Consider the following 20838-nt stretch of genomic DNA (forward strand, 5'->3'; position numbering starts at 1 on the left):
CGAGAAGGGGGTGACGTCAGTCGCCGTTGCCCGGCGTCGGCGTCGTCTTCTGGATCTGCATGAGGAACTCGACGTTCGACTTGGTCTGCTTCATCTTGTCGAGGAGCAGCTCGATCGCCTGCTGCTGGTCCAGCGCGTGCAGCACCCGGCGCAGCTTCCAGACGACCGCCAGCTCCTCGTTGCCGAGCAGGATCTCTTCCTTACGCGTACCGGACGCGTCGACGTCCACCGCGGGGAAGATGCGCTTGTCGGCGAGCTTCCGGTCGAGCTTGAGCTCCATGTTGCCGGTGCCCTTGAACTCCTCGAAGATCACCTCGTCCATGCGGGACCCGGTGTCCACCAGGGCGGTGGCGAGGATGGTCAGCGAGCCGCCGTCCTCGATGTTGCGGGCCGCACCGAAGAAGCGCTTCGGCGGGTACAGGGCAGTCGAGTCGACACCACCGGACAGGATGCGGCCGGAGGCCGGGGCGGCGAGGTTGTACGCACGGCCCAGACGCGTGATCGAGTCGAGCAGCACGACGACGTCGTGCCCCAGCTCCACCAGGCGCTTGGCACGCTCGATGGCCAGCTCCGCGACCGTCGTGTGGTCCTCGGCCGGACGGTCGAAGGTCGAGGAGATGACCTCGCCCTTCACCGACCGCTGCATGTCGGTGACCTCTTCCGGACGCTCGTCGACGAGGACGACCATCAGGTGGCACTCGGGGTTGTTGTGCGTGATCGCGTTGGCGATCGCCTGCATGATCATGGTCTTGCCGGTCTTCGGCGGGGCCACGATCAGACCGCGCTGGCCCTTGCCGATCGGCGACACGAGGTCGATGATCCGCGTGGTCAGCACGCCCGGGTCGGTCTCCAGACGGAGCCGGTCCTGCGGGTACAGCGGGGTCAGCTTGTTGAACTCCGGGCGGCCGCGGCCGTGTTCGGGCGCCATGCCGTTGACGGAGTCCAGGCGGACCAGCGCGTTGAACTTCTCGCGCCGCTCGCCTTCCTTGGGCTGGCGCACCGCGCCGGTGATGTGGTCGCCCTTGCGCAGGCCGTTCTTGCGGACCTGGGCCAGGGAGACGTACACGTCGTTCGGACCGGGCAGGTAGCCGGAGGTCCGGATGAAGGCGTAGTTGTCGAGGATGTCCAGAATGCCCGCGACCGGGATCAGGACGTCGTCCTCGGCGATCTGCGGCTCCTGCACGTCGTCGCGGCCACGGCGGCCACGGCGGTCGCGGTAGCGGCCGCGACGGCCACGGCGGCCGCCTCCGTCGTCGTCGTACCCGTCGTCCTGACGGCCCCCGCCGCCCTGCTGGTTCTGCTGACGGCCGCCGCCCTGGCTCTGCTGCTGGTCGTCGCCCTTGCCGCGGCGCTCCCCGCGGTCACCGCGGTCACCGCGATCGCCACGGTCCCCGCGGTCACGGTCACGGTCACGGCCACGCTCACGGCGGTCGCGGCGGCGGCCCTCGCCGCCGTCGTGGTCGGACTTGCCCTCGCCCTGCTGGGACTGCTGCTGCGCCGGGGCGTCGGACGTGGTCTCGGTCTTCGCCTCGGCCGTGATCGTCTCGGTCGCGGCGGCCGGGGCGCCCGCGTCGGCGGTGGCGCGACGGCGGCGGCGCTCGGGGGCGCCCTCCGCGGCCTGCTCGGCGGCGGAGGCCTTCGGCGAAGGCTGACCCGGGATCTCGATCTGCTGCTGGGCCGCGGCCTTGTCGGCGGGCGCCTGCGCGTCCTTCGCCTCGGTCTTCTTCTCGGCCTTCTCGGCCGTGTCACCCGTGCGCGTGCGGGAGGTCGCGCGGCGCTTGGGCTTGGTCTCGGCGGCCTCGGCCTTGGCCGGGGCGTCCCCGGAAGGGGTGCCTCCGCCGGCGGCCTGCGCCTCCTTGATGACCTCGATCAGCTGGCTCTTGCGCATGCGCGCCGTGCCCCTGATGCCGAGGCCGGATGCGACCTGCTGCAGCTCGGCCAGCACCATGCCCTCGAGGCCGGTACCGCGGCGCCGCCGGGAGCCGGCACCGGAAGCAGGCGCGGAAGCGTCCGTGGCGGGCGCGGCAGCGGTCTCCTCGACACGTGCGCCCATCAGATCGGTGGTGTCGCTCACGAAGGGTCCTTCCCTGGAGCGGACGTCGGCCTGTCTGGCTCGGCGACCGGTTGTGCTGTCCGGCATCGTTCCCTGATGTGTGGACCGTGCCGGGGCGGTTGTCCGCCTGCGCGGCGGAAGAGATATCTGGTGATGGCGCTACCTCGAGCCGTGGCACCCGGTGTCACGTGGCGTGGTCGCACCGATTCCGAAGCTCCCCCAGAGGGGGTGCCCCCACCTGCGGGCCGTTCAGTGTCCGCGTACGACGTACTGCCCGCGTACGTAGCAGTGAACACAGTGCGGCTTGGGGGGCTCCCGGAAGAATGTCTGTCCCGGACGGGGACACGAGGCACCTCGCCATGGTGGGGTCGGGTGCAGACTTGAGATTAACACTACCGGATCCAACAAACATTCCCCCTCTCGAAATCCGGCAACCGTGTCAGGTCGCGAGCGGAAGGACGCTCGCTCCCTGGACGTCCAGGCTCAGCCGGTTGGCGGCCCAGTCGGCGCCGGCGAGCGCTTCGACCTTGTCGGCCGTGCCCGCGTCGGCCAGCGCCATGACCGTCGGTCCGGCGCCGGAGATGACCGCGGGGATGCCGTCCCCGCGCAGCCGCTCCACCAGTGCGGCGCTCTCCGGCATCGCCGGGGCGCGGTACTCCTGGTGCAGGCGGTCCTCGGTGGCGGGCAGCAGCAGCTCGGGGCGCCGGGTGAGGGCCTCGACGAGCAGGGCGGCACGGCCCGCGTTGGCGGCGGCGTCGACGTGCGGCACGGTGCGCGGGAGCAGTCCGCGCGCGGTCTCGGTGAGGACCGGCTTCGCGGGCACGAAAACCACCGGAACGATGGAATCGGCGGGCTCCATCCTGATCGCCCGGGCGGCGCCGCCCTCCATCCAGGACAGGGTGAAACCGCCGAGCAGACAGGCCGCGACGTTGTCGGGGTGGCCCTCGATCTCGGTGGCCAGTTCGAGCAGCGCGGTGCCGTCGAGCTTGCCCTCGGCGCCTATGGTCACGGCGCGGGCGGCGACGATGCCGGCGCAGATGGCGGCCGAGGAGGAGCCGAGGCCCCGGCCGTGCGGGATCCGGTTGGCGCAGACGATCTCCAGACCGCGCGGCTGCCCGCCGAGCAGGTCGAAAGCGGTGCGCAGGGAGCGTACGAGAAGGTGGCTCTCGTCCCGCGGGAGGGTCTCGCTGCCCTCACCCGCGATGTCGATGTGCAGCCCGGAGTCGGCCACCCGGACGACGACGTCGTCGTAGAGGCCCAGCGCGAGGCCGAGGGCGTCGAAGCCCGGGCCGAGGTTGGCGCTGGTGGCGGGGACGCGCACCCGGACGGCGGCGGCGCGGAACGCGGGACCGGCCATCGCTCGCAAATTCTCCTTGAGCTGCGTGGACTGTCGAATGACGTTCGATGGACATTCGATGGCGTACGAAAACCCTGGGGCCGCCGCCGACCGGGCTGGCCGGCCGCTTCCGGGCCGTCCCGGGTCACTGGCGGGACCCTGGGGACGACGCACTGCCGCGGCATATGCGGCGGGCGGGTTCCCTACAGCCTATCGAAGGAAGGTTCACCTGCGACATAGGGCGCACAGGAGGCGCACGATGCGTGTCGCGAGCCCCCTGTGCACCCCCCGTAGGTAGCGTCCCCGGGCAGGCGCGCCCTTACGCCGGTTTCGCGGCTCCGCGTCGGCGGAAACGCGAGGCTGTCGCGGCTCCGCGTCGGCGGAAGCGCGTGGCCCGGCGGGCCGGGTGGCGTCCGTCGCCGCGGGTCAGACGAGACCGAGGCGCTGGGCGGCGGTCGCGGCGTCGACCGGGACGGTGACCGGCTGCGGGGCGCCGGCGACGGCCCAGTCGGGGTCCTTCAGACCGTTGCCGGTGACCGTGCAGACGATCTTCTGCCCCGGGTCGACCCTGCCCTGCTCGGCCGCCTTCAGCAGACCGGCGACCGACGCGGCGGACGCCGGCTCGACGAAGACGCCCTCCTGGGATGCCAGCAGCCGGTAGGCGCGCAGGATCTCACGGTCCGTCACCTCGTCGATCCGGCCGCCCGACTCGTCCCGCGCGGCCAGCGCGAGCTGCCACGAGGCGGGGTTGCCGATACGGATCGCGGTGGCGATCGTCGAGGGGTCCTTGACGACCTCGCCGCGCACGATCGGGGCGCTGCCGGAGGCCTGGAAGCCCCACATGCGCGGGGTCCGGGAGCTGACGCCGTCGGCCGCGTACTCCTTGTAGCCCTTCCAGTACGCGGTGATGTTGCCCGCGTTGCCCACCGGCAGGACGTGGATGTCGGGGGCGTCGCCCAGCATGTCCACGATCTCGAAGGCGGCCGTCTTCTGGCCCTCGATGCGCACCGGATTGACCGAATTGACCAGCGCCACCGGGTAGTTGTCGCTCAGCGAGCGGGCCAGCGTGAGGCAGTCGTCGAAGTTTCCGTCGACCTGGAGGATCTTCGCGCCGTGCACCAGGGCCTGGCCCATCTTGCCCAGCGCGATCTTGCCCTGCGGCACCAGCACGGCGGAGACCATCCCGGCGCGCACGCCGTACGCGGCGGCGGAGGCGGAGGTGTTGCCCGTGGAGGCGCAGATGACCGCCTTCGCGCCCTCCTCCTTGGCCCGCGAGATGGCCATCGTCATACCGCGGTCCTTGAAGGACCCGGTCGGGTTCGCGCCCTCGACCTTGAGGTGGACCTCGCAGCCGGTGCGCTCGGAGAGCACCTGCGCGGGCACGAGCGGCGTACCGCCCTCACGGAGCGTCACGACCGGCGTGGTGTCCGACACCGGAAGCCGGTCCCGGTACTCCTCGATGATTCCGCGCCACTGGTGGGTCATTGCTGGTTACTCTCCTTCAACCCGCATGATGCTGGCGACACCACGCACGGTGTCGAGCTTTCGCAACGCCTCCACGGTCCCGCCGAGGGCCGCGTCGGACGCGCGGTGGGTGACGACGACGAGCGACGCCTCCCCGTCCTTGCCTTGCTGGCGGACCGTGTCGATCGAGACACCGTGCTCCGCGAACACGGTGGCGACCTGGGCGAGGACACCCGGTTTGTCGGCCACGTCCAGGCTAATGTGGTAGCGCGTGACGACCTCGCCCATCGGTGAGACGGGCAGTGCCGCGTACGCGGACTCGCCGGGTCCCGTGGTGCCGCCGAGCCGGTTGCGGCCGACCGCGACCAGGTCGCCGAGGACGGCGGAGGCGGTCGGGGAGCCGCCCGCGCCGGGGCCGTAGAACATCAGCTGCCCGGAGGCGTCGGACTCGACGAACACGGCGTTGTAGGCGCCGCGCACGGAGGCCAGCGGGTGGCTGAGCGGGATCATCGCCGGATGCACGCGCGCGGTGACCGACGCGCCGTCCTCGGCCCGCTCGCAGATGGCGAGCAGCTTGATGGTGCAGCCCATCTCCCTGGCGGAGGCGAAGTCCGCGGCCGTCACCTCGGTCATGCCCTCGCGGTAGACGTCGTCGAGGCGCACCCGGGTGTGGAAGGCGATCCCGGCGAGGATGGCGGCCTTGGCGGCGGCGTCGAAGCCCTCGACGTCGGCGGTCGGGTCGGCCTCGGCGTATCCCAGGGCGGTCGCCTCGTCGAGGGCCTCCTGATACCCCGCCCCCGTGCTGTCCATCTTGTCGAGGATGAAGTTGGTGGTGCCGTTGACGATGCCGAGCACCCGGTTGACCTTGTCGCCGGCGAGAGACTCCCGCAGCGGGCGGATCAGCGGGATGGCGCCGGCCACGGCGGCCTCGTAGTAGAGGTCCTTGCCGTGCTCCTCGGCGGCGGCGTGCAGCGCGGCGCCGTCCTGGGCGAGGAGGGCCTTGTTGGCGGAGACGACGGAGGCGCCGTGCTCGAAGGCGGTGGTGATGAGGGTCCGGGCGGGCTCGATGCCGCCGATGACCTCCACGACGATGTCGAGGTCGCCCCGTTTGACCAGGGCGGTCGCGTCGGTGGTGATCAGCGCCGGGTCGATGCCCTCACGTACCTTGTCCGGCCGCCGTACGGCCACGCCGGCGAGCTCGACCGGGGCGCCGATGCGGGCGGCGAGGTCGTCGGCGTGCGTCGTCATGATGCGCGCCACCTCTGAGCCGACCACTCCACAGCCCAGCAGCGCCACCTTCAGCGGACGCGTACGCATCATCCGACCTCGTTTCCTGATTACCGTCTCGGTTGCACCAGTCTCACTCACCGAACGGGACTTTCTGTGCAAAGTCCGGATCGTGAGACGTCTATTTCATTTCCATGACCGCGCCGACGAAAGATCTTCCGTCGGCGCGGACACCCTGTCCGGAGCCCTTCTTCGGGGGCCTCTCAGCCGACGTCGAGCCGGAGCAGGTCCTCCTCCGTCTCACGCCGGACGATGACGCGCGCCTGACCGTCCTTGACGGCCACCACCGGCGGCCGCAGCACGTGGTTGTAGTTGCTGGCCATGGACCGGCAGTACGCCCCGGTCGCCGGCACGGCGATCAGGTCACCCGGTGCCAGGTCGCCCGGCAGGAACGCGTCCTTCACCACGATGTCACCACTCTCGCAGTGCTTGCCGACGACCCGGGTGAGCATGGGTGCGGCGTCGGAGGAGCGGGAGACGAGGGAGACGCTGTACTCGGCGTCGTAGAGGGCGGTGCGGATGTTGTCCGACATGCCGCCGTCGACGGACACGTACGTGCGCAGCCCGTCGAGCGGCTTGACGGTGCCGACCTCGTAGAGCGTGAACGCGGTCGGCCCGACGATGGCGCGGCCCGGCTCGACGGAGATGCGGGGCGTGCGCAGCTTCGCGGCCTCACACTCACGGGTGACGATCTCGGTGAGCGCCTTGGCGATCTCGTGCGGCTCGCGGGGGTCGTCGTCGCTGGTGTACGCGATGCCGAGACCGCCGCCGAGGTCGATCTCGGGCAGCTCGACGCCGTGCTCGTCACGGATGTCCTTCAGCAGCCCGACCACGCGGTGCGCGGCGACCTCGAACCCGGACATGTCGAAGATCTGCGAGCCGATGTGCGAGTGGATCCCGATGACCTCGAGGCTGTCGAGCTGCAGCGCGCGCCGCACGGCCTCCGCGGCCTGCCCGCCGGCCAGCGGGATGCCGAACTTCTGGTCCTCGTGCGCGGTGGCGATGAACTCGTGGGTGTGGGCCTCGACGCCGACGGTGACGCGGATCTGCACGCGCTGCCGGGTGCCGAGCTCCCGGGCGATGTGGGCGACGCGGACGATCTCCTGGAAGGAGTCGAGCACGATGCGCCCGACGCCGGCCTCGACGGCGCGGCGGATCTCGGCGACGGACTTGTTGTTGCCGTGGAAGGCGATGCGCTCGGCGGGCATCCCGGCGGACAGCGCGGTGGCCAGCTCGCCGCCGGAGCAGACGTCGAGGTTCAGCCCCTCCTCGTTCAGCCAGCGCACGACGGCGCGGGACAGGAACGCCTTGCCGGCGTAGAACACGTCGGCGTTCTCGCCGAAGGCGGTGCGCCAGGCGCGGGCCCGGGAGCGGAAGTCGTCCTCGTCGAGGACGTAGGCGGGGGTGCCGTACTCCTCGGCGAGCCGCTTGACGTCGATCCCGCCGACGGTGAGCACGCCGTGCTCGTCACGGGTGACGGTCCGGGACCACACCTTGGGGTCGAGGGCATTGGGGTCGGCGGGAGGCGCGAGGTAGTGCCCCTCGGGGAGGACGTCGGCGTGACGGGGCCCGGCGGGGTGTGCGGAACGGCTCATGGCAGGTCTTGGGCTTCCTAGAGATGTTCGGGTGCGTCGATGCCGAGCAGGGTGAGGCCGCCGGCCAGCACCGTCCCGGCGGCTTCGGCGAGGGCGAGCCGGGCACGGTGGGCGGCCGAGGGTTTCTCGTCGCCGAGGGGCAGGACGGAGGGCAGCAGGGGCGCGAGCGCGTCGGCGACGGCGACGAGGTGCCGGGCGAGCCGGTCGGGGGCGCGGTGGGCGGCGGTGGCGGCCAGGACGCGGGGGTGGTCGGCGAGGAGGTGGAGGAGAGCCTCCGCGTGCGGGGTGACGGGGCCAGGCTCGGGGGTGAAGCCGAGGTCGGCGGCGTTGCGGAGGAGGGCGCGGGTGCGGGCGTGGGCGTACCGGACGCGGAAGAGGGGGTTGGTCTCCCGTTGGGCGAGGTGCTGCTCGCTCCGGCTGTCGCCGATGTGGGGGCGGTCGTGCGGGGCGGCGTGGAGCAGGGCCCAGCGGGCGGCGTCGCGGCCGAGGGGGGTGGGGTCGGCGGGGGCGGGGACGGGGCGGAGGGGGTCGTCCGTGACGGTGCCCACGGTGAGGTCGCCGGGGACGCCGAGGGTGCGCACCCAGGCGTCCTGGGGCGGGCGGGCGCAGTGCAGCTGGGGGCGGGCCCCCTGGGACCGCAGGACCCGGGCGACGGAATCCATGAGGACCAGGGCGCGGACCTCGGGGGCGGCGTGGAGCTGTGGTGCCTGCCCGGCGAGGGTGTCGCTGTGCCCGTACCGGGGGCCGGCGCGGAGGATGTCACGGACGAGACGGCCGTCGGCATCACCGGCGAGGGAGATGTTGAGGAACCCGGGCCCGGTGACGACGACGTCGCTGATCCCGTGGGTACGGAGAAGTCGGGTGCGCAGCAGCTCGGCGACGGCGGGGGCGGGCTGTCCGGCCGGGCGGGCGAGCTGGAGGGCGACGTTGGTGGCGTAGTCGCCGCAGCCTCCGGGCCCGGGGGGAGCGACGACGACCCGTTCGGGCAGCACGGCCACGGCGAGTTCTCCCTCGTCGACGGCACGACGCACCGCGTGCAGCACGGTGCGGGAGAGCTCGACGGGGGTCACGGGACAAGCGTAGGCGAGGAGGGGGGTGGGCAGGCGAACAGGTTGGCCGCTGTCCCGGGATGTGGACGGGCGTGGACAGGCCGTGGGGTGTGGCGTCAGCCGCCGGCGTGCCCGGCGGCGGCCTCGGCGTCCCCGCTCCCCCGCACCCGCCCGGTCGAGGAGTCGATCAGCGACTGCACGACCCGCACGAGCTCCTGCGGATCGAAGGGCTTGGCGAGGAAGGCGTCGACACCGACGTCGAGCCCGCTCTCGACCTCGTGCTGGGTGCAGGCGCTGACGATGACGAGGGGGGTGCCGGCGGTGCGGGGGTCGGACCGCAGGCGCGCGGCGGTTCTGAGCCCGTTGAGCCGGGGCATGACGACATCCAGGGTGATGAGGTCGGGCCGCACCTGATGCACGACTTCCAGACACTCGGCACCATCGGCCGCGGTCACCACCTCGATGCCCTCCAGCTCGAGGTTGACCCTGATCAACTGCCGGATGACCTTGTTGTCGTCGACCACAAGAACCCGGCCCGAAGTGCTCGGCACGACTCGAGAGTAGGTCGAGCCCGGCCACCGCGTCCGGCGTTTGCCCACTTCCACCCCGACCGGGGTACGGGCCGCGCGGGGAGCCGACCGGGACGGACGTCACCGGACAGGGAAAGTGGTTCATGACCACCCCCCGAGAACTGGTAGTGTTCTACCCGTCGCCGCGATCACCGCGACCGACACGCCCCCGTAGCTCAGGGGATAGAGCAACGGCCTCCGGAGCCGTGTGCGCAGGTTCGAATCCTGCCGGGGGCACCACGGATTAGGTGCCCAAAGACCCCGTCACCAGCGGAAACGCTGAGGCCGGGGTCTTCGCGTATGTGCAGGCATGTGCCGCCCGGAGCGGCCGTATGTCGGGGTCTGTGGACGAGGCGTGGACGGGGTCTTGGAGCATCGCCGCAGGTGAGCCCAGCCCCTCCGACCATTGTGTGGCCGGAAAGGCGAACAGTCCCCGCATGACCGCTACGTTCACTGCCGAGGTCTAGCGATCGCGACCTCGACAGAGCATGATGCCTGCATGCTTCGGGGGGAGAAGGACTATCGATGGCCGCATGTACGTGTGTGGCTTTGGACCGACGAGTCAGGTGAACCGCGCCTCTCGTTCGATCGCGTGGAGGGTGTGAAGTCCCAGAAGTTTGAAATGCCCAGAGATCCCGAGTCGCTGATGGCACTGGTCAATGCCACACGCGGTGCGCTGCGCGAACTAACTGGACTCGATGATCCAGAGGAAGCACGGATCCTCCTGCGCGAACAGGTTTTCGAGAGCAGAGAGCGCGAGGCCGAAAAGAAGCGCCAGGAAGCGGCAGAATTCGCGGCACGCGGTTGGCGCAAGGAGCCCGTCGACTCAACACCGGCTCTGGAGGCAAGCGAGAGCATTCGCACGTTGTCTGGAGGGCTTCCCACGCTAGGACGCCGTCGACGCTGATGCCTGCTTGCTCGTTAGTGCCGATCTCCGAAAAGCAATGAGGCCCCTGGTCGATCCCAGAGGCCTCGAATGCCGAGGTCCTACTTACTCATACTCACGAAGTAGGTCCTCGATACGCCGGTTGGCGACGTCCTGCCGTCCGTCGAGGCACTTCGCGTAGCGAGTCAGCAGGACCTCGACACTGTTGCCGGCGCGCTCGGCCACCTCTGTCGGGTCGACACCGGCGTTGAGCCACGTCGACAGCGCCGAGTGCCGGAGGTCGTACGGCCTACTCGCGAGCGGCGAGGCCGCGACGGCCGGCGGAAGCGCGAGGAGCCGGGCCTCCTGCCACACGCGGTAGTAGGTCGAGGATGGGACGACCGAGCCCTTCTCACTGAAGAACAGCCGCCCGTCGTCCGCCGTGCCGAAGGTGGCCAGGTGCTCGCGGAGCACGGCGACGAGGTGGGGCGGGATGGGCACCCGCCTGACGTCCTCGGTCGGCCGGTTCTTCAGCCCGCGGTCGTCATGGGTCTCCCCCGAGTCGGTCCACTGCTTGCCGACGGACGGACGTGTCCGGTGGAGCAGCGCCGAGCCCCAGCCTTGCCCGGGAAGGTTCAGGTCCGTCTCGACGAGGCCGACCGCTTCCGCCGGCCGGAGACCGCCGAAGTACATGGCGGCGAACAGACCCACGAGGCGACGACCACGGGCACGCCGGTACCCGCCCACATAGGAAACCGCCGCCAGCAGGTTCCGTGCTTGCTCCGGGTTGGCGACGACCCGCGGATCGACCTGGTTGGACACCTTCGGCTTCTGCCAGCGGACAGCCGTGATGGGGTTCTCCCGCAACTCCCCCAGGTCGACGGCGTAATTCGCGGCGTTGACGAGCGTCCGACGCTTGCGCCGCACCGTCTCCGCCGCTGCCGCCGTGCCGTCGAGCTTAAGCTTCAGCGAATCGAGGACCGCGCGAGCCGTGGCCGGTTCTGCAAGATCGGCGAGCGGCCGGGACGCTTTGGACACCCAGTGGAGAACGTTCCGCACGTCGTCCGGGACTTTCCGGTCATCGGGCCCCGGCAGCACGAAGGCCCAGTTGCGCAGTGCTCTGCGGATCACCTCGTCGGACGGTCGTCCGGCGCGCTCGTCGAGGAGTTCCAGCGTCACGCTGGTGAGGGCTTCGTTGATGCCGTCCCGTGTGTTGGGTGCGGCATGGGGCCACTTCATGGCGAGGTACCTGAGAGCGAAGGCGTACCACGACACGGCCGACTTCTTCTCTTCCATCGAGGCCGGAAGGCCCGATTCTGTGTCGAATTCCTCGCCGTCGCGCATCGCGCGCATGAGCTTCGTGCGGTAGTGGTCGGCGAGCGCCTTGGTCCGGAAGGACTCCGAGAAGACGTTGCCCGCAACAGACCAGCGGACTCCATATGAGGGCGTCTTGGTGTCCCGCTTACGAACGCTCCAGACCTTCACATCGAGAGACTTCACGCCGCCGCCTCCAACTGCCGCAGCCACGTGGTGAAGTCACTCCGCCACACCCGGAGCTCCCCATTGGGCAACTTGAACGCAGCGGGCCCCTGGCCCAATTCGCGCCAGCGGTAGAAGGTACGCCGGGACACCCCACCCAGCTCGGCAAGGATTTGCGGAACGGTCATGAGTTCGTCGCATCGGCGGTCCATGTCGGTTCTCCTTCCGTTCCGGGAGCGGGTTCGAGGGTGGTGGCGAGCCAGCTTTCAGCACCGGAGAGGCCGGTTCCGGCGAAGACCCAGTGCGCGAGGACGAGAGTCGTTTCCTGGGCGGTGTCGACGGCCGGATCGGCTTGGGCACGGCGCCATGCGGCACGGGCATCGCGGAGGGCGCCGAGGGTGGTGGAGTAGCGGCGGGACTTGGTGGAGAAGTGGCCGCGGAAGCCGAGCATGTGGGCCCAGGCCCGCAGGCGGAGGTCTGCCAACTCGGTGCGTGCGCCCAGGGTCCAGGCCGTGCGGATCATGCGCCGGGAGTGGTCGGTGATCCTCGCTTGTGCCAGCTCGGCGAGGAAGCGGATCGGCCGGTCGAGGGTGCCGGTCGCCGTCTCGGCGCCTTTGGTGGCGTACTTGGCGACGTACGCCGCTACGGCCCGCTCGGTCAGGTCCTGGCCGTCGCCGAAGTCGGCAGAGCGGATCGTACGGACGTCGAGCTGTCGGCCGAAGACGAAGGTGTGCGGCCGGCCGTCGACCTCCGGGCCGTCGACGCGAGCGGCAGCGGCGGCAGCACGGATGGCGTCGGTCAGCAGCTCGGCCGTCGCCCAGGCCGGGGGCGCGGTCTCACCGCCTTCCGGGCCGTCGAGGCGGATTACCGCGTGGAAGTGGACGGCGCCACGCTTCTGGTACTCGGCCACCTTGGCGAAGGAGACCCGGGCATGGTCGCGGAAGGCCCGCTGGGTGAGGCCGGCCCGCTTGGCGACTTCCCGGCGGAGGTAGATCGAGAAGCGTTGCCAGAGAGGCCCGGCGTGCGCGTTCCACAGCACGGCCGCTTCGTAGTCGTACGTGTCCGGGTCGAGGGGCGTGCCCAGGGCCGGGTCCTGGCCGTCGTGGCGGATGCCGCAGCGGCAGGGGCGATCACCGGAGGGCCGGTTGTGGACCGGGCCGAAGCCGGGGGCGGTGAAGGTGGCGAAGACGCGCGGGTGGGTGGCGACCCGTTCGGGGGTGCCCTTGCCGCCGCGGAGTCCGGCGGTGATCAGGTGGTAGGTGTCGCGGCGGTAGGTCTCGGCGCAGGCCGCGCACCGGGTGGCGCGGCGGTTGTTGCAGCGGACGAGGAGCTGGCCGGCCGGGAGGGCGGAGGAGTCCAGATGGTGCAGGACGCGGCCGATCTCCCCGGTCGTCCGGTCCACCGCGTATTCGGTGCGGTGGCCGTCGAGACGTACCGGGCGGGTGCAGCCGCCCAGGCCGGACAGTTGGCGGCCCAGCTCGGGCAGGGTGCCGAGGGAGGCCAGCATGGAGAGTTCCGCCAGCGGAGGCGGAGTCTGCCGGGTGATGATGGGAGTTCCTTTCGGCTGTCGTGACGGTTCGGAAGGGACGGCCCCGGGGCGGCGGGATGCTTGGCGGCTTGTTGCCGCCCCGGCGGCCGGTCAGCGCTTGTGTGCGCCGTTGACGAGCGAGCGCAGGACCACGGCGGCGATGGCCACGGAAACGGCCGAGACGGCGACCGCCGCCAGGAGCGCGGTGAGCACGATCCCGACGACGACCACGGCGGCGACCGCGCTGGCACCGATGCCCACGTACGGGGCGATCGGACGACCGGCCAAGGCAACCGGAGCTTGTGTCTGCTGATGCGTAACGGTCGGCGTCGGCAGAGTCGGGACGTCGGGCAGCTTGGGACGGAACACGACGGATCTCCTTGTCACTCGTGGGTGCCGTTGACGACGTCGACCCCGGAGCGGGTGCCGGACTCGATGGCGGGGGCGAGGAAGGTGTGCGAGAGCCAGAAGCCGAAGAGCGCAATCACGACGGCGACCCAGAGCCGGACGCCGAGGAACTTGATCGCGGCCCAGGCGATGACGCCCAGGACGAAGACGAGCGGCAGCGAGACGGTCACGGAAGCTCCCTCAGCGGATGGCGCAGCGGTGGGTACGGGCGGCCAGCTCGGCGGCGGCGCGGCTGTCGTAGTCCGTGGCGAAGCCACAGCGCGGCGCCGTGCAGGCGGCGGTGTGCTTCTCACGGCCACGGCCGTCGTAGTAGGTGGCGACCTGCACGGGGCCGATGCGGACGACGCGGCGGAAGCGGCGGTTGGTGGGCATCAGGGGGTCTCCTTCGGGTCTTCGCCGGTGAAGTCGGTGACGTGTTCGGCCAGCCAGCGCAAGATCTCGTCGCCCTCGTACTCGTCGGCGGCGAGGATCACGGGCTCGGCGATGAGCACGGCTTCGGTGAGGCGGTTCTGTCGGGTCAGCTCGGCGGCGCGCTTCAGCGCGCGGAGCGTGGACGGGCGCACGGGGGAAGGTCCTCCGGGTCAGGTCAGGTGGGCGGAGATGGCTTCGGCCAGCGGCAGCGGGACGCCGAGCCGGGCGCGAAGGGTCGAGGTGTCGATGGGCGTTCCGGTGCGGGCGCGGTGCTCTTCGGCGACCTTGCGTGCGAGCGTGACGAGCGCCGGAGGGACCGGGGGCGTGGCGGGTGGAGCCGGTTCCGGCTCCACAGCGGGCAACTCAGGTGCAGAGGAAGGCGCTTCGGACGCGATGGGTTCCGAGGCCGACTCGCGCTGCTCCGTCGAGGCGTCCGCGGTTGCTCCGTGGGCGAGCAGCGTTCCGCCCAGGAAGGCGATCGCGGGCCATCCGGCGACGAGGATGCGCAGCCAGTCCGGCACGTCGTCGAGGTCGAGGAGTCCGGCCGTGGCGACATTGGCGCCGAGCGAGGCGGTCAGGGCGACGAGGAACCAGCACCACCCGGCCGATTTCGCCTCACCGGAGCGCAGCCGCCGCCAGGCTGCGACCAACAGCAGGTCGACGGAGACCGGGTAGGCCCAGGCCTTCCAGCCATCCTGTCCGGCGGCCAGCGCCAGGTCATGCAGGTGGGCGAAGGACAGCGCGGCAGCGATCAGCGCTTGGACGAGTACGGCGTCGATGCGGACGGACAGGGCACGCACGGCGCAGCTCCTTCCGGTTCCAGGCGGGGGGTAAGGACGTGGCACGGGACGGCCGTGCCGGCCGTGGGCGGGTGCGCTTACTCGATGACCGGGCGGGCCGTGGCTACGGGCCCGGACGCCTCCACCGGCATCGGCGAGACGTACGGTCGGAAGGGGTGGAGCGCCGGTACGTCTGGGGCTAGGTCAGCCGTCGCGCGGCAGGTGGCCGCAGCGTCGGCGAGGGAGAGGTAGGGGGTGCGGATGCGGGACCAGCCGCCGGAGGTGTCGCCGACGACGGCCAGGCCGGGCAGCTCGGCGGCGATGGCACAGGCCGCGCCGACGGCCTCAGGGGCGATGTCGCCGAGTGCCATCTTCGCCGAGGCTTCGTCGTTCACACGGTGGCAGACGCGGCCGGTGAGCTGAGCGCGGAGCATGGTCGCGCCCTTGCCCAGCTCGGCGCCGAAGCGCTGTCCGCAGACTTCGAGATAGATGCCGGCGGCCCGGCCGAGCTGGGCGAGCCGGATGAGCTGGGTGACCATCTCGTCCCGCCGCTCCTCCTCCTTCCGCGTTGCGACGAGGAAGAGTTCGGCCACCTCGTCGATGAATAGCACGATCGGGGCCGGGCGTTCGTCCTTCGGCAGTCCCCAGACGTCCGAGGTGATCAGTTCTTCCGGAGTGCCGGGCGCGATGCACTGCCGGGCCTTGATCAGGTCGTATCGGTCCTCCATTTCCTTCACGAGTGCGGGAAGCAGCTCGGCCGCCTGGTCCGGGTCGGTCGCCAGGGCGGAGAGTCGAGGCGCAAAGGGCGCCAGCTCGACGCCGCGCTTGCAGTCGATGCCGACCAGCGCCACCGGCTGAGCGGCGAGCCCGGTCAGCAGGTTCCGCAGGTACATGGACTTGCCCGAGATCGTGGCGCCGAGCACCAGCTCATGCGGTACGGCCCGGTAGTCCCGCAGGAACGCGGTCGCGTCCTCCCCTAACGCCACCGGGATCCGAAGCGGGCCGCCGTCCAGCCGCCGGGGCATCCGCACCTTCCGCAGCACGTCGAAGCCGACGAGCCGCAGTTCGACGACGCCCGGCTTGACGTCCCGCACGTGGACGGCGTGAACGCCCCAGGCGTGCCGGAGGCGTTCGGCGGAGGCCGCCACGTCAGCCGGCTCCTGCCCCGGAGCCAACCGCAGCCGCATGCGCAGGCCGGTCGTGGTGGGACGGATGACACCTCGGCGAGGAGGCACCGGCCGGACCTCACGGCGGGTGGCCGCCCGGACGGCCAACGCCCGCCACCGGGACGGCTCGACGGTCAGACCGCAGGCGTCCATGGTCGAGGAGTAAGAGGCCAGCAGCCGGACCACCGAGAGCGGCAGCCCGACCGTGGACCAGTACGCCGCCGGGTGGGCATGCCGGGCGTAGGCGGCGCCGCCTATCGCAGCGAGCGAACCGCCCAGCTCGACCCACGTCACCAGACCCGTCACGGCGGTCAGCCCGCCTGAGCCATCGAGAAGGCACCCGGAGCGACGGCGGTCGCCCGGTAGGCGATGCCGTGCCGCTCCCGGCCGTTGAAGACGCTCTGCCAAGGCCGTGCCACCAGTCCCGGAAGCGAGACCGGAGCACCGACCGTCAGGCCCTCGGTCACGCCGCTCTCCGGGACGGTGACCTGGATCAGCGACGACTCGCCCTCGTCGATGTAGACGACGCCGACGGTCATCAGCGCCTCACCGGTCATCGCGTCCTTGGCGATCTCACCGGTCTGCCGGTCGCGCACCTTCGGCGCCGGAGCTTCGGTGAGCAGGATCGTGGCGGCCGAGGCGTCAACGCGGATCACACGCACAGGGATTGCTCCTTCTGAGAGTTGATCAACTCGTCGACCTGACAAGTTGACTTAGCAAGTCCGAAGCTAAGGATGCCAGGTTGACTTGTCAAGCTGCTATCGCGGGGCTTAGCTCCCGGACGGGGCTCAGCTCAGGCGGTAGGTGTCTTCGAGTTCCTGCCGGTCAGCGGGCAGGAGCACGTCAGCGACCTGCAAGGATCGGCCGGAGGCGTCACAGGCGACGACCAGGACACTCAGCACGGGCATACCGTCCGGCAGATCCAGCAGTTCGGCTTCACTCGCTTCGGGTAGCCGGGCCGACACACGCTCGACCACGTGGTCGAAGCGGACCTTCTTCCGCGTCTCGAGGTGTTCGCGAACACTCCCGCTCAGAGGCTCGTCGGTCCCCAGCTCAGTACCCTCGACCAGGCCGGCGGGGAAGTACGACGAGACCAGCTCGACAGCTTCACCGTCCTCCTCGACCAGGAAGCGACGCATGAGAACCTCGGTCTTCTTCGGCAGGCCGAGCGCCGAGGCGACCCGAGCCGGGACAGGTACACGCCCGACTTCGATCAGCCGCCCCGCACCCTGCGACTCGTCGCGCTCCAGCGCCTCACGCCCCCGCCGATCCTTCTGCTCGACGACTTCCGGTCGACCGCGGACGATCGTGCCGTACCCCTGCCGGGACTCGAGCCAGCCGTCCCGCTTCAGCAGCTCCAGCGCCCGTACGACCGTGGGCCGGGACATCCCGAAGGCCTGCACCAACTGGTTCTCACTCGGTACGCGGGTGCCGGGCGCGTACGTGCCGTCCTCGATGCGCTGCTGAAGCGTTTGCGCGAGGCGCACGTACTTCGGTGGCTCCACTTCATACGCCATGAACGCCGCCCGTTGAGATTGGCCAAGTCAACCAGTCAACCACCCTAACGCATCTGCAAGTGCGCTAGGGTGGGCGACTTTTCACGCTCGCCAAGCATCGGCAACCACAAAGGAAACGACCGTTCCACCGAAGCAGCTGGGCCCGGAGTGCCAGGAATCCGCGATGGAGTCGACCAGGAGCAGCCCCCGTCCGTGAGCGTCGTTCGCCTCCGGATGCCTCAGCCGCACGTTCGCCGGGAAACCCGGGTTGTGCACGTCGACGCGGAGCGAGGTTCCCTCGCGGTACCACTCGACCCGCACCAACCACGGGTCATCCGACTTCCCGTAGCAGATGGCGTTGGTCACCAGTTCCGAGATCATCAGCGTGCAGTCGTCGATCGAGCAGGCCGGGTTGTACGGGGCGATGAACTTCCGGAACCAGCGCCGGGCGCGAGGGACGGACTCGGGCTCCGGATGCAAGGTCATCGCTCCGAGCCGCGGCGAGTCCTCACAGGGGTGGCGGTCGATCGTGTAGGCCATGCGTGCTCACTCCTTGCCGCTGCCGTCGCAGTCGAGGCAGCGCCGCTTCGACGTGGCACGGCCGCGGTCGTTGGCCGTGGAGAGCGCCAGCGCCGTTCGGGAGCCGACGCGCTTCCATCCACGCCCCCGACACCCCCGGCAAGCTAACCGCGCGCCCTGTACCGGCCGCCGACTCGTCACGTCGTGCCCCCTTCTCCTCAAGTGGCCTTAGCCACTTTCTGGATAGTGGCATTAGCCACTTGAGAGGTGCAAGCGGTTCACCGGAACTGGCGAGTCGTCGTCAGGTGAGCGGGTAGCCCTGCTCGAACGCCCAGCGGTGCGGCGGGTAGGTGGCTTCGGCGAACTCCAGGGGACGGTCCTGGAGGTCAAAGACGACGTGATGGACGATGAGGACCGCGGACCCCGGCTCCAACCGCAGGTCGTCCGCCTCCTCATCCGTGGCAGCACGAGCGCACATCCGGTCTTCCGCGTAACTGCCTTGACGCCCCGTCATCCGCTCGACGTACATGAGCGTGCCTTCCTGGATCCGCTCGGGGTCCAGGAGCTTGGGTGCCCGGCGGCCGACATCCGCAGCGAACCACGAAGTGGACAGGTTGATCGGGCCGTCCTGGTTGTTCGTCACCCGCCGGCGGTGCACGGCTCGGCGATCCTTCACCAGCCCCAGCGCCTCGACGACGTAGTCCGGAGCCTCCAGCCACCCGGTCGAGGTGATCACCGCGTACTCTCCGGGCGTGTAGATCTTCCCGGTCTGCCGGGCGCGCCCGTACAACTCCCGTGCACGCCGGTTCACTTCGAGGCTGCGCACGTACGTCCCCGAGCCCTGACGCTTCTCGACCAGGCCCTGATGACTCAGCGCCTCCAACGACCGCGCGGCCGTGGGCCGGGACACCTTCCAGTCCGCGGCGAGCTGCCGTTCCGAGGGAACCTCGTCCCCCGGTCGCAGGTCACCCCGAAGGATCTGGTCACGGATGTAGTGGGCGATCTGGAGATACTTCGGCTGGGCCTCTTCGATCTGCGGCATCTCCCCTCCCTTCCTCGTCCAAGTGGCTATGGCCTTTGGCCACTATAGGGTGAGTGGCCAACCCGTGAACCCGTACTCTGAGCGCATGACGCGGTTGATCGTCGCAGCAGGAGGAGGGGGCGACGCAGTCGCCGCCGCCATGCTTCACGCCGCCCTCTACGGCGACGAGGACCGGGCGGTGATCCTCACGTACGCGTGGGACCGCCTCCTGATCGACCCCCTCCCGGGACCACGGGGAGCCGACAGCTTCACGGGACTCGAACCCGTCACTCAGTCCGTCTGGTCGGTGCCGGCCGAGGCCCAGCCGATCGCCCCGGCGGGCTCCACACTCCCCCGACTCGCGACGGAGCTCCCGCACACACTGGCTCTGCTCGACCCGCACCACGGCGCCGAGGGCATCACTCGCCAGCTCGAAGAGCTGGTGTCCCACCTGGCGCCGACATCGATCGATCTGCTCGATGTCGGCGGCGACATCCTCGCCCAGGGCGACGAACCCACCCTCAAGAGCCCACTCGCCGACGCCCTCACTCTCGCCGCCTGCTGCCAGGTCAACGCGCCGATCCGGCTCCTGGTCGCAGGCCCCGGACTGGACGGTGAGATCTCCCCCAACGACCTGCGCCCTCTGTTCGGCACTCCCGTCCACATCTTCACGGCTGAGGACGTGGAGACGATCGGCAGCATCCTGGAGTGGCACCCCTCAGAGGCCACCGCCATGCTGGCCGCAACAGCCCGAGGAGCCCGCGGCATCTGCGAGGTGCGCGACGCCGGCCTTCCCGTCCCCCTCACCGACGAGGGACCCACGGTCCACGAAGTCGACCTGGACGACGCAGTGACCCGCAACAGCCTGGCCCTCGCCATCATGACGACCGCCACCCTGGACGAGGCCGAGGCACACAGCCGCGAGATCTGCGGCTTCTCGGAGATCGACTACGAACGCAACAAGGCAGCATGGCTCACTGAACGGCCACAGACGAAGCTGGACCCCGACGACGTCCTGTCCCGACTCGACCAGTTCCAGAGCGAGGCCCGAACCCGCGGAGTCACCCACACGACGTTCCGCCACCTCACCGAGGCCTTGAACCTCAGCGGCTCCCAGCGCGACGAGCTGCGCCGGCTCCTCATCCACAGCCGACCGGGCCAGTACGACGCTCCGCTGTGGAACATCGGAGCATGAGCGCGTTCGCCAGCGACCCAGGCCTGGACGACATCCGGGACGCAGCCGGCCACGACACAGAAGTCGACGTAGCCGTACATCTTCAGGACGGCACGGTCAAACTCTCGATCCTCTGGACACAAGAGATCCTGCTGAACGCCGACGACGCCGACCAGGTGGCCCAGGCACTTCAGCGCGCAGCAGAACAAGCACGCAGGATCACAGCAGCCAGAGGACCGGACCGGTCAACCAGCACCTGAATCCCACTGAGTTACAACCTTCTCCACAGGTTCAAGGCGGCTCGCTCCGCTCACCGCGCGCGGCCCGACCCCCGGCCGGGCCTGCGCTCCTGTCTCCGCCCCGCTCCAGCCCGGCCGGCGCCCGTGCCGCGCTCTACAGCGATCAGCCATCTGGTGCCAGAGAAGGAGTACATCGTGGCTGGGGCGGTCGGCTCCACGGCTTTAGGCAGCCACTTTGGCGCGAGCCTCGAAGATCATGGCCCCAACGTCGTGCTTTACCGGGCAGGTCCACAGACTGCCCGACGCGCCGAAAGCTTACGGGGCCATGATCACTCGCGCCAAAGCAGCTCCAGCCCAAAGCCGTTCCACCGACCTCACTGCGCTCCGGAATGCCGACCCA

The 20838-nt window shown here is 70.2% G+C and carries 23 protein-coding genes and 1 tRNA gene; 4 read left to right on the forward strand and 20 right to left on the reverse strand.

The window, feature by feature from the left end; all coding sequences use genetic code 11:
- Positions 1-16 precede the first annotated feature (16 nt).
- The 7 genes from rho to ELQ39_RS09485 form a co-directional block, all read right to left on the reverse strand.
- The gene (gene rho, locus ELQ39_RS09455; RefSeq protein WP_242591632.1) at positions 17-2074 is read right to left on the reverse strand and encodes a transcription termination factor Rho; all 2058 of its coding nucleotides are present in this window, start codon (positions 2072-2074) and stop codon (positions 17-19) included.
- A 418-nt stretch (positions 2075-2492) separates the two neighbouring features.
- Positions 2493-3410 (reverse strand): homoserine kinase, encoded by a 918-nt coding sequence (gene thrB / locus ELQ39_RS09460; RefSeq protein WP_242591633.1) that lies wholly within the window; start codon positions 3408-3410, stop codon positions 2493-2495.
- A 405-nt stretch (positions 3411-3815) separates the two neighbouring features.
- Complete coding sequence (thrC, locus tag ELQ39_RS09465) at positions 3816-4874, reverse strand: threonine synthase (RefSeq protein WP_190002610.1); 1059 nt, start codon at positions 4872-4874, stop codon at positions 3816-3818.
- Positions 4875-4880: 6 nt separating this feature from the next.
- Positions 4881-6173, reverse strand: coding sequence for a homoserine dehydrogenase (locus tag ELQ39_RS09470; protein WP_190002609.1), 1293 nt, complete (start codon positions 6171-6173; stop codon positions 4881-4883).
- Positions 6174-6343: 170 nt separating this feature from the next.
- Complete coding sequence (lysA, locus tag ELQ39_RS09475) at positions 6344-7735, reverse strand: diaminopimelate decarboxylase (RefSeq protein WP_242591634.1); 1392 nt, start codon at positions 7733-7735, stop codon at positions 6344-6346.
- A gap of 17 nt (positions 7736-7752) precedes the next feature.
- Positions 7753-8805, reverse strand: a complete 1053-nt coding sequence (nrtL, locus tag ELQ39_RS09480; RefSeq protein ID WP_242591635.1) for an ArgS-related anticodon-binding protein NrtL — start codon at positions 8803-8805, stop codon at positions 7753-7755.
- A 95-nt stretch (positions 8806-8900) separates the two neighbouring features.
- Entirely contained in the window at positions 8901-9383 is a 483-nt protein-coding gene (locus tag ELQ39_RS09485) for a response regulator (protein ID WP_225640695.1), read from the reverse strand.
- A gap of 135 nt (positions 9384-9518) precedes the next feature.
- On the opposite strand from ELQ39_RS09485, the gene ELQ39_RS09490 reads away from it, so the two are divergent.
- Positions 9519-9593, forward strand: a tRNA-Arg gene (locus ELQ39_RS09490).
- Between the two features lie 361 nt (positions 9594-9954).
- Positions 9955-10260: a hypothetical protein gene (locus ELQ39_RS09495; protein WP_242591636.1), complete on the forward strand. Its 306-nt coding sequence runs from the start codon at positions 9955-9957 to the stop codon at positions 10258-10260.
- An 84-nt stretch (positions 10261-10344) separates the two neighbouring features.
- On the opposite strand, the gene ELQ39_RS09500 is transcribed toward ELQ39_RS09495, so the two are convergent.
- The 13 genes from ELQ39_RS09500 to ELQ39_RS09560 form a co-directional block, all read right to left on the reverse strand.
- Complete coding sequence (locus tag ELQ39_RS09500) at positions 10345-11718, reverse strand: tyrosine-type recombinase/integrase (protein WP_242591637.1); 1374 nt, start codon at positions 11716-11718, stop codon at positions 10345-10347.
- The gene (locus ELQ39_RS09505; protein WP_033275543.1) at positions 11715-11885 is read right to left on the reverse strand and encodes a helix-turn-helix transcriptional regulator; all 171 of its coding nucleotides are present in this window, start codon (positions 11883-11885) and stop codon (positions 11715-11717) included. Before ELQ39_RS09505 ends, ELQ39_RS09500 begins: the two co-directional genes overlap by 4 nt.
- Positions 11882-13204: a replication initiator gene (locus ELQ39_RS09510; protein WP_242591638.1), complete on the reverse strand. Its 1323-nt coding sequence runs from the start codon at positions 13202-13204 to the stop codon at positions 11882-11884. Before ELQ39_RS09510 ends, ELQ39_RS09505 begins: the two co-directional genes overlap by 4 nt.
- 132 nt (positions 13205-13336) lie before the next feature.
- The gene (locus ELQ39_RS09515) at positions 13337-13594 is read right to left on the reverse strand and encodes a SpdD protein (RefSeq protein ID WP_242591639.1); all 258 of its coding nucleotides are present in this window, start codon (positions 13592-13594) and stop codon (positions 13337-13339) included.
- A gap of 14 nt (positions 13595-13608) precedes the next feature.
- A complete protein-coding gene (locus ELQ39_RS09520) occupies positions 13609-13803 on the reverse strand; it encodes a hypothetical protein (RefSeq protein ID WP_023588145.1) in 195 nt (64 codons plus the stop codon).
- A gap of 10 nt (positions 13804-13813) precedes the next feature.
- On the reverse strand, positions 13814-14005 hold the full coding sequence (locus ELQ39_RS09525; RefSeq protein ID WP_242591640.1) for a mobile element transfer protein: 192 nt from the start codon (positions 14003-14005) through the stop codon (positions 13814-13816).
- Positions 14005-14196 carry a hypothetical protein gene (locus ELQ39_RS09530; protein ID WP_004985516.1) on the reverse strand — a complete coding sequence of 64 codons (192 nt, stop codon included), beginning with the start codon at positions 14194-14196 and terminating at the stop codon, positions 14005-14007. The genes ELQ39_RS09525 and ELQ39_RS09530 overlap by 1 nt, the downstream gene beginning before the upstream one ends.
- A gap of 18 nt (positions 14197-14214) precedes the next feature.
- On the reverse strand, positions 14215-14844 hold the full coding sequence (locus ELQ39_RS09535) for a DUF2637 domain-containing protein (protein ID WP_242591641.1): 630 nt from the start codon (positions 14842-14844) through the stop codon (positions 14215-14217).
- Between the two features lie 77 nt (positions 14845-14921).
- Positions 14922-16295, reverse strand: coding sequence for an FtsK/SpoIIIE domain-containing protein (locus ELQ39_RS09540; RefSeq protein WP_242591642.1), 1374 nt, complete (start codon positions 16293-16295; stop codon positions 14922-14924).
- A gap of 5 nt (positions 16296-16300) precedes the next feature.
- Entirely contained in the window at positions 16301-16651 is a 351-nt protein-coding gene (locus ELQ39_RS09545) for an SCO3933 family regulatory protein (RefSeq protein ID WP_024884492.1), read from the reverse strand.
- Positions 16652-16777: 126 nt separating this feature from the next.
- Positions 16778-17506 carry a GntR family transcriptional regulator gene (locus tag ELQ39_RS09550; RefSeq protein ID WP_205077424.1) on the reverse strand — a complete coding sequence of 243 codons (729 nt, stop codon included), beginning with the start codon at positions 17504-17506 and terminating at the stop codon, positions 16778-16780.
- Positions 17507-17587: 81 nt separating this feature from the next.
- The gene (locus ELQ39_RS09555) at positions 17588-18025 is read right to left on the reverse strand and encodes an ATP-binding protein (RefSeq protein WP_242591643.1); all 438 of its coding nucleotides are present in this window, start codon (positions 18023-18025) and stop codon (positions 17588-17590) included.
- A gap of 280 nt (positions 18026-18305) precedes the next feature.
- On the reverse strand, positions 18306-19046 hold the full coding sequence (locus ELQ39_RS09560) for a GntR family transcriptional regulator (RefSeq protein ID WP_242591644.1): 741 nt from the start codon (positions 19044-19046) through the stop codon (positions 18306-18308).
- 85 nt (positions 19047-19131) lie between these two features.
- On the opposite strand from ELQ39_RS09560, the gene ELQ39_RS09565 reads away from it, so the two are divergent.
- Positions 19132-20220: a DUF1152 domain-containing protein gene (locus tag ELQ39_RS09565; protein WP_242591645.1), complete on the forward strand. Its 1089-nt coding sequence runs from the start codon at positions 19132-19134 to the stop codon at positions 20218-20220.
- Positions 20217-20459 carry a hypothetical protein gene (locus ELQ39_RS09570; protein ID WP_242591646.1) on the forward strand — a complete coding sequence of 81 codons (243 nt, stop codon included), beginning with the start codon at positions 20217-20219 and terminating at the stop codon, positions 20457-20459. Before ELQ39_RS09565 ends, ELQ39_RS09570 begins: the two co-directional genes overlap by 4 nt.
- Positions 20460-20838: the final 379 nt, after the last annotated feature.

The organism is Streptomyces sp. GB4-14, from assembly GCF_022696125.1.
GTDB classification, from domain to species: Bacteria; Actinomycetota; Actinomycetes; order Streptomycetales; family Streptomycetaceae; genus Streptomyces; species Streptomyces werraensis.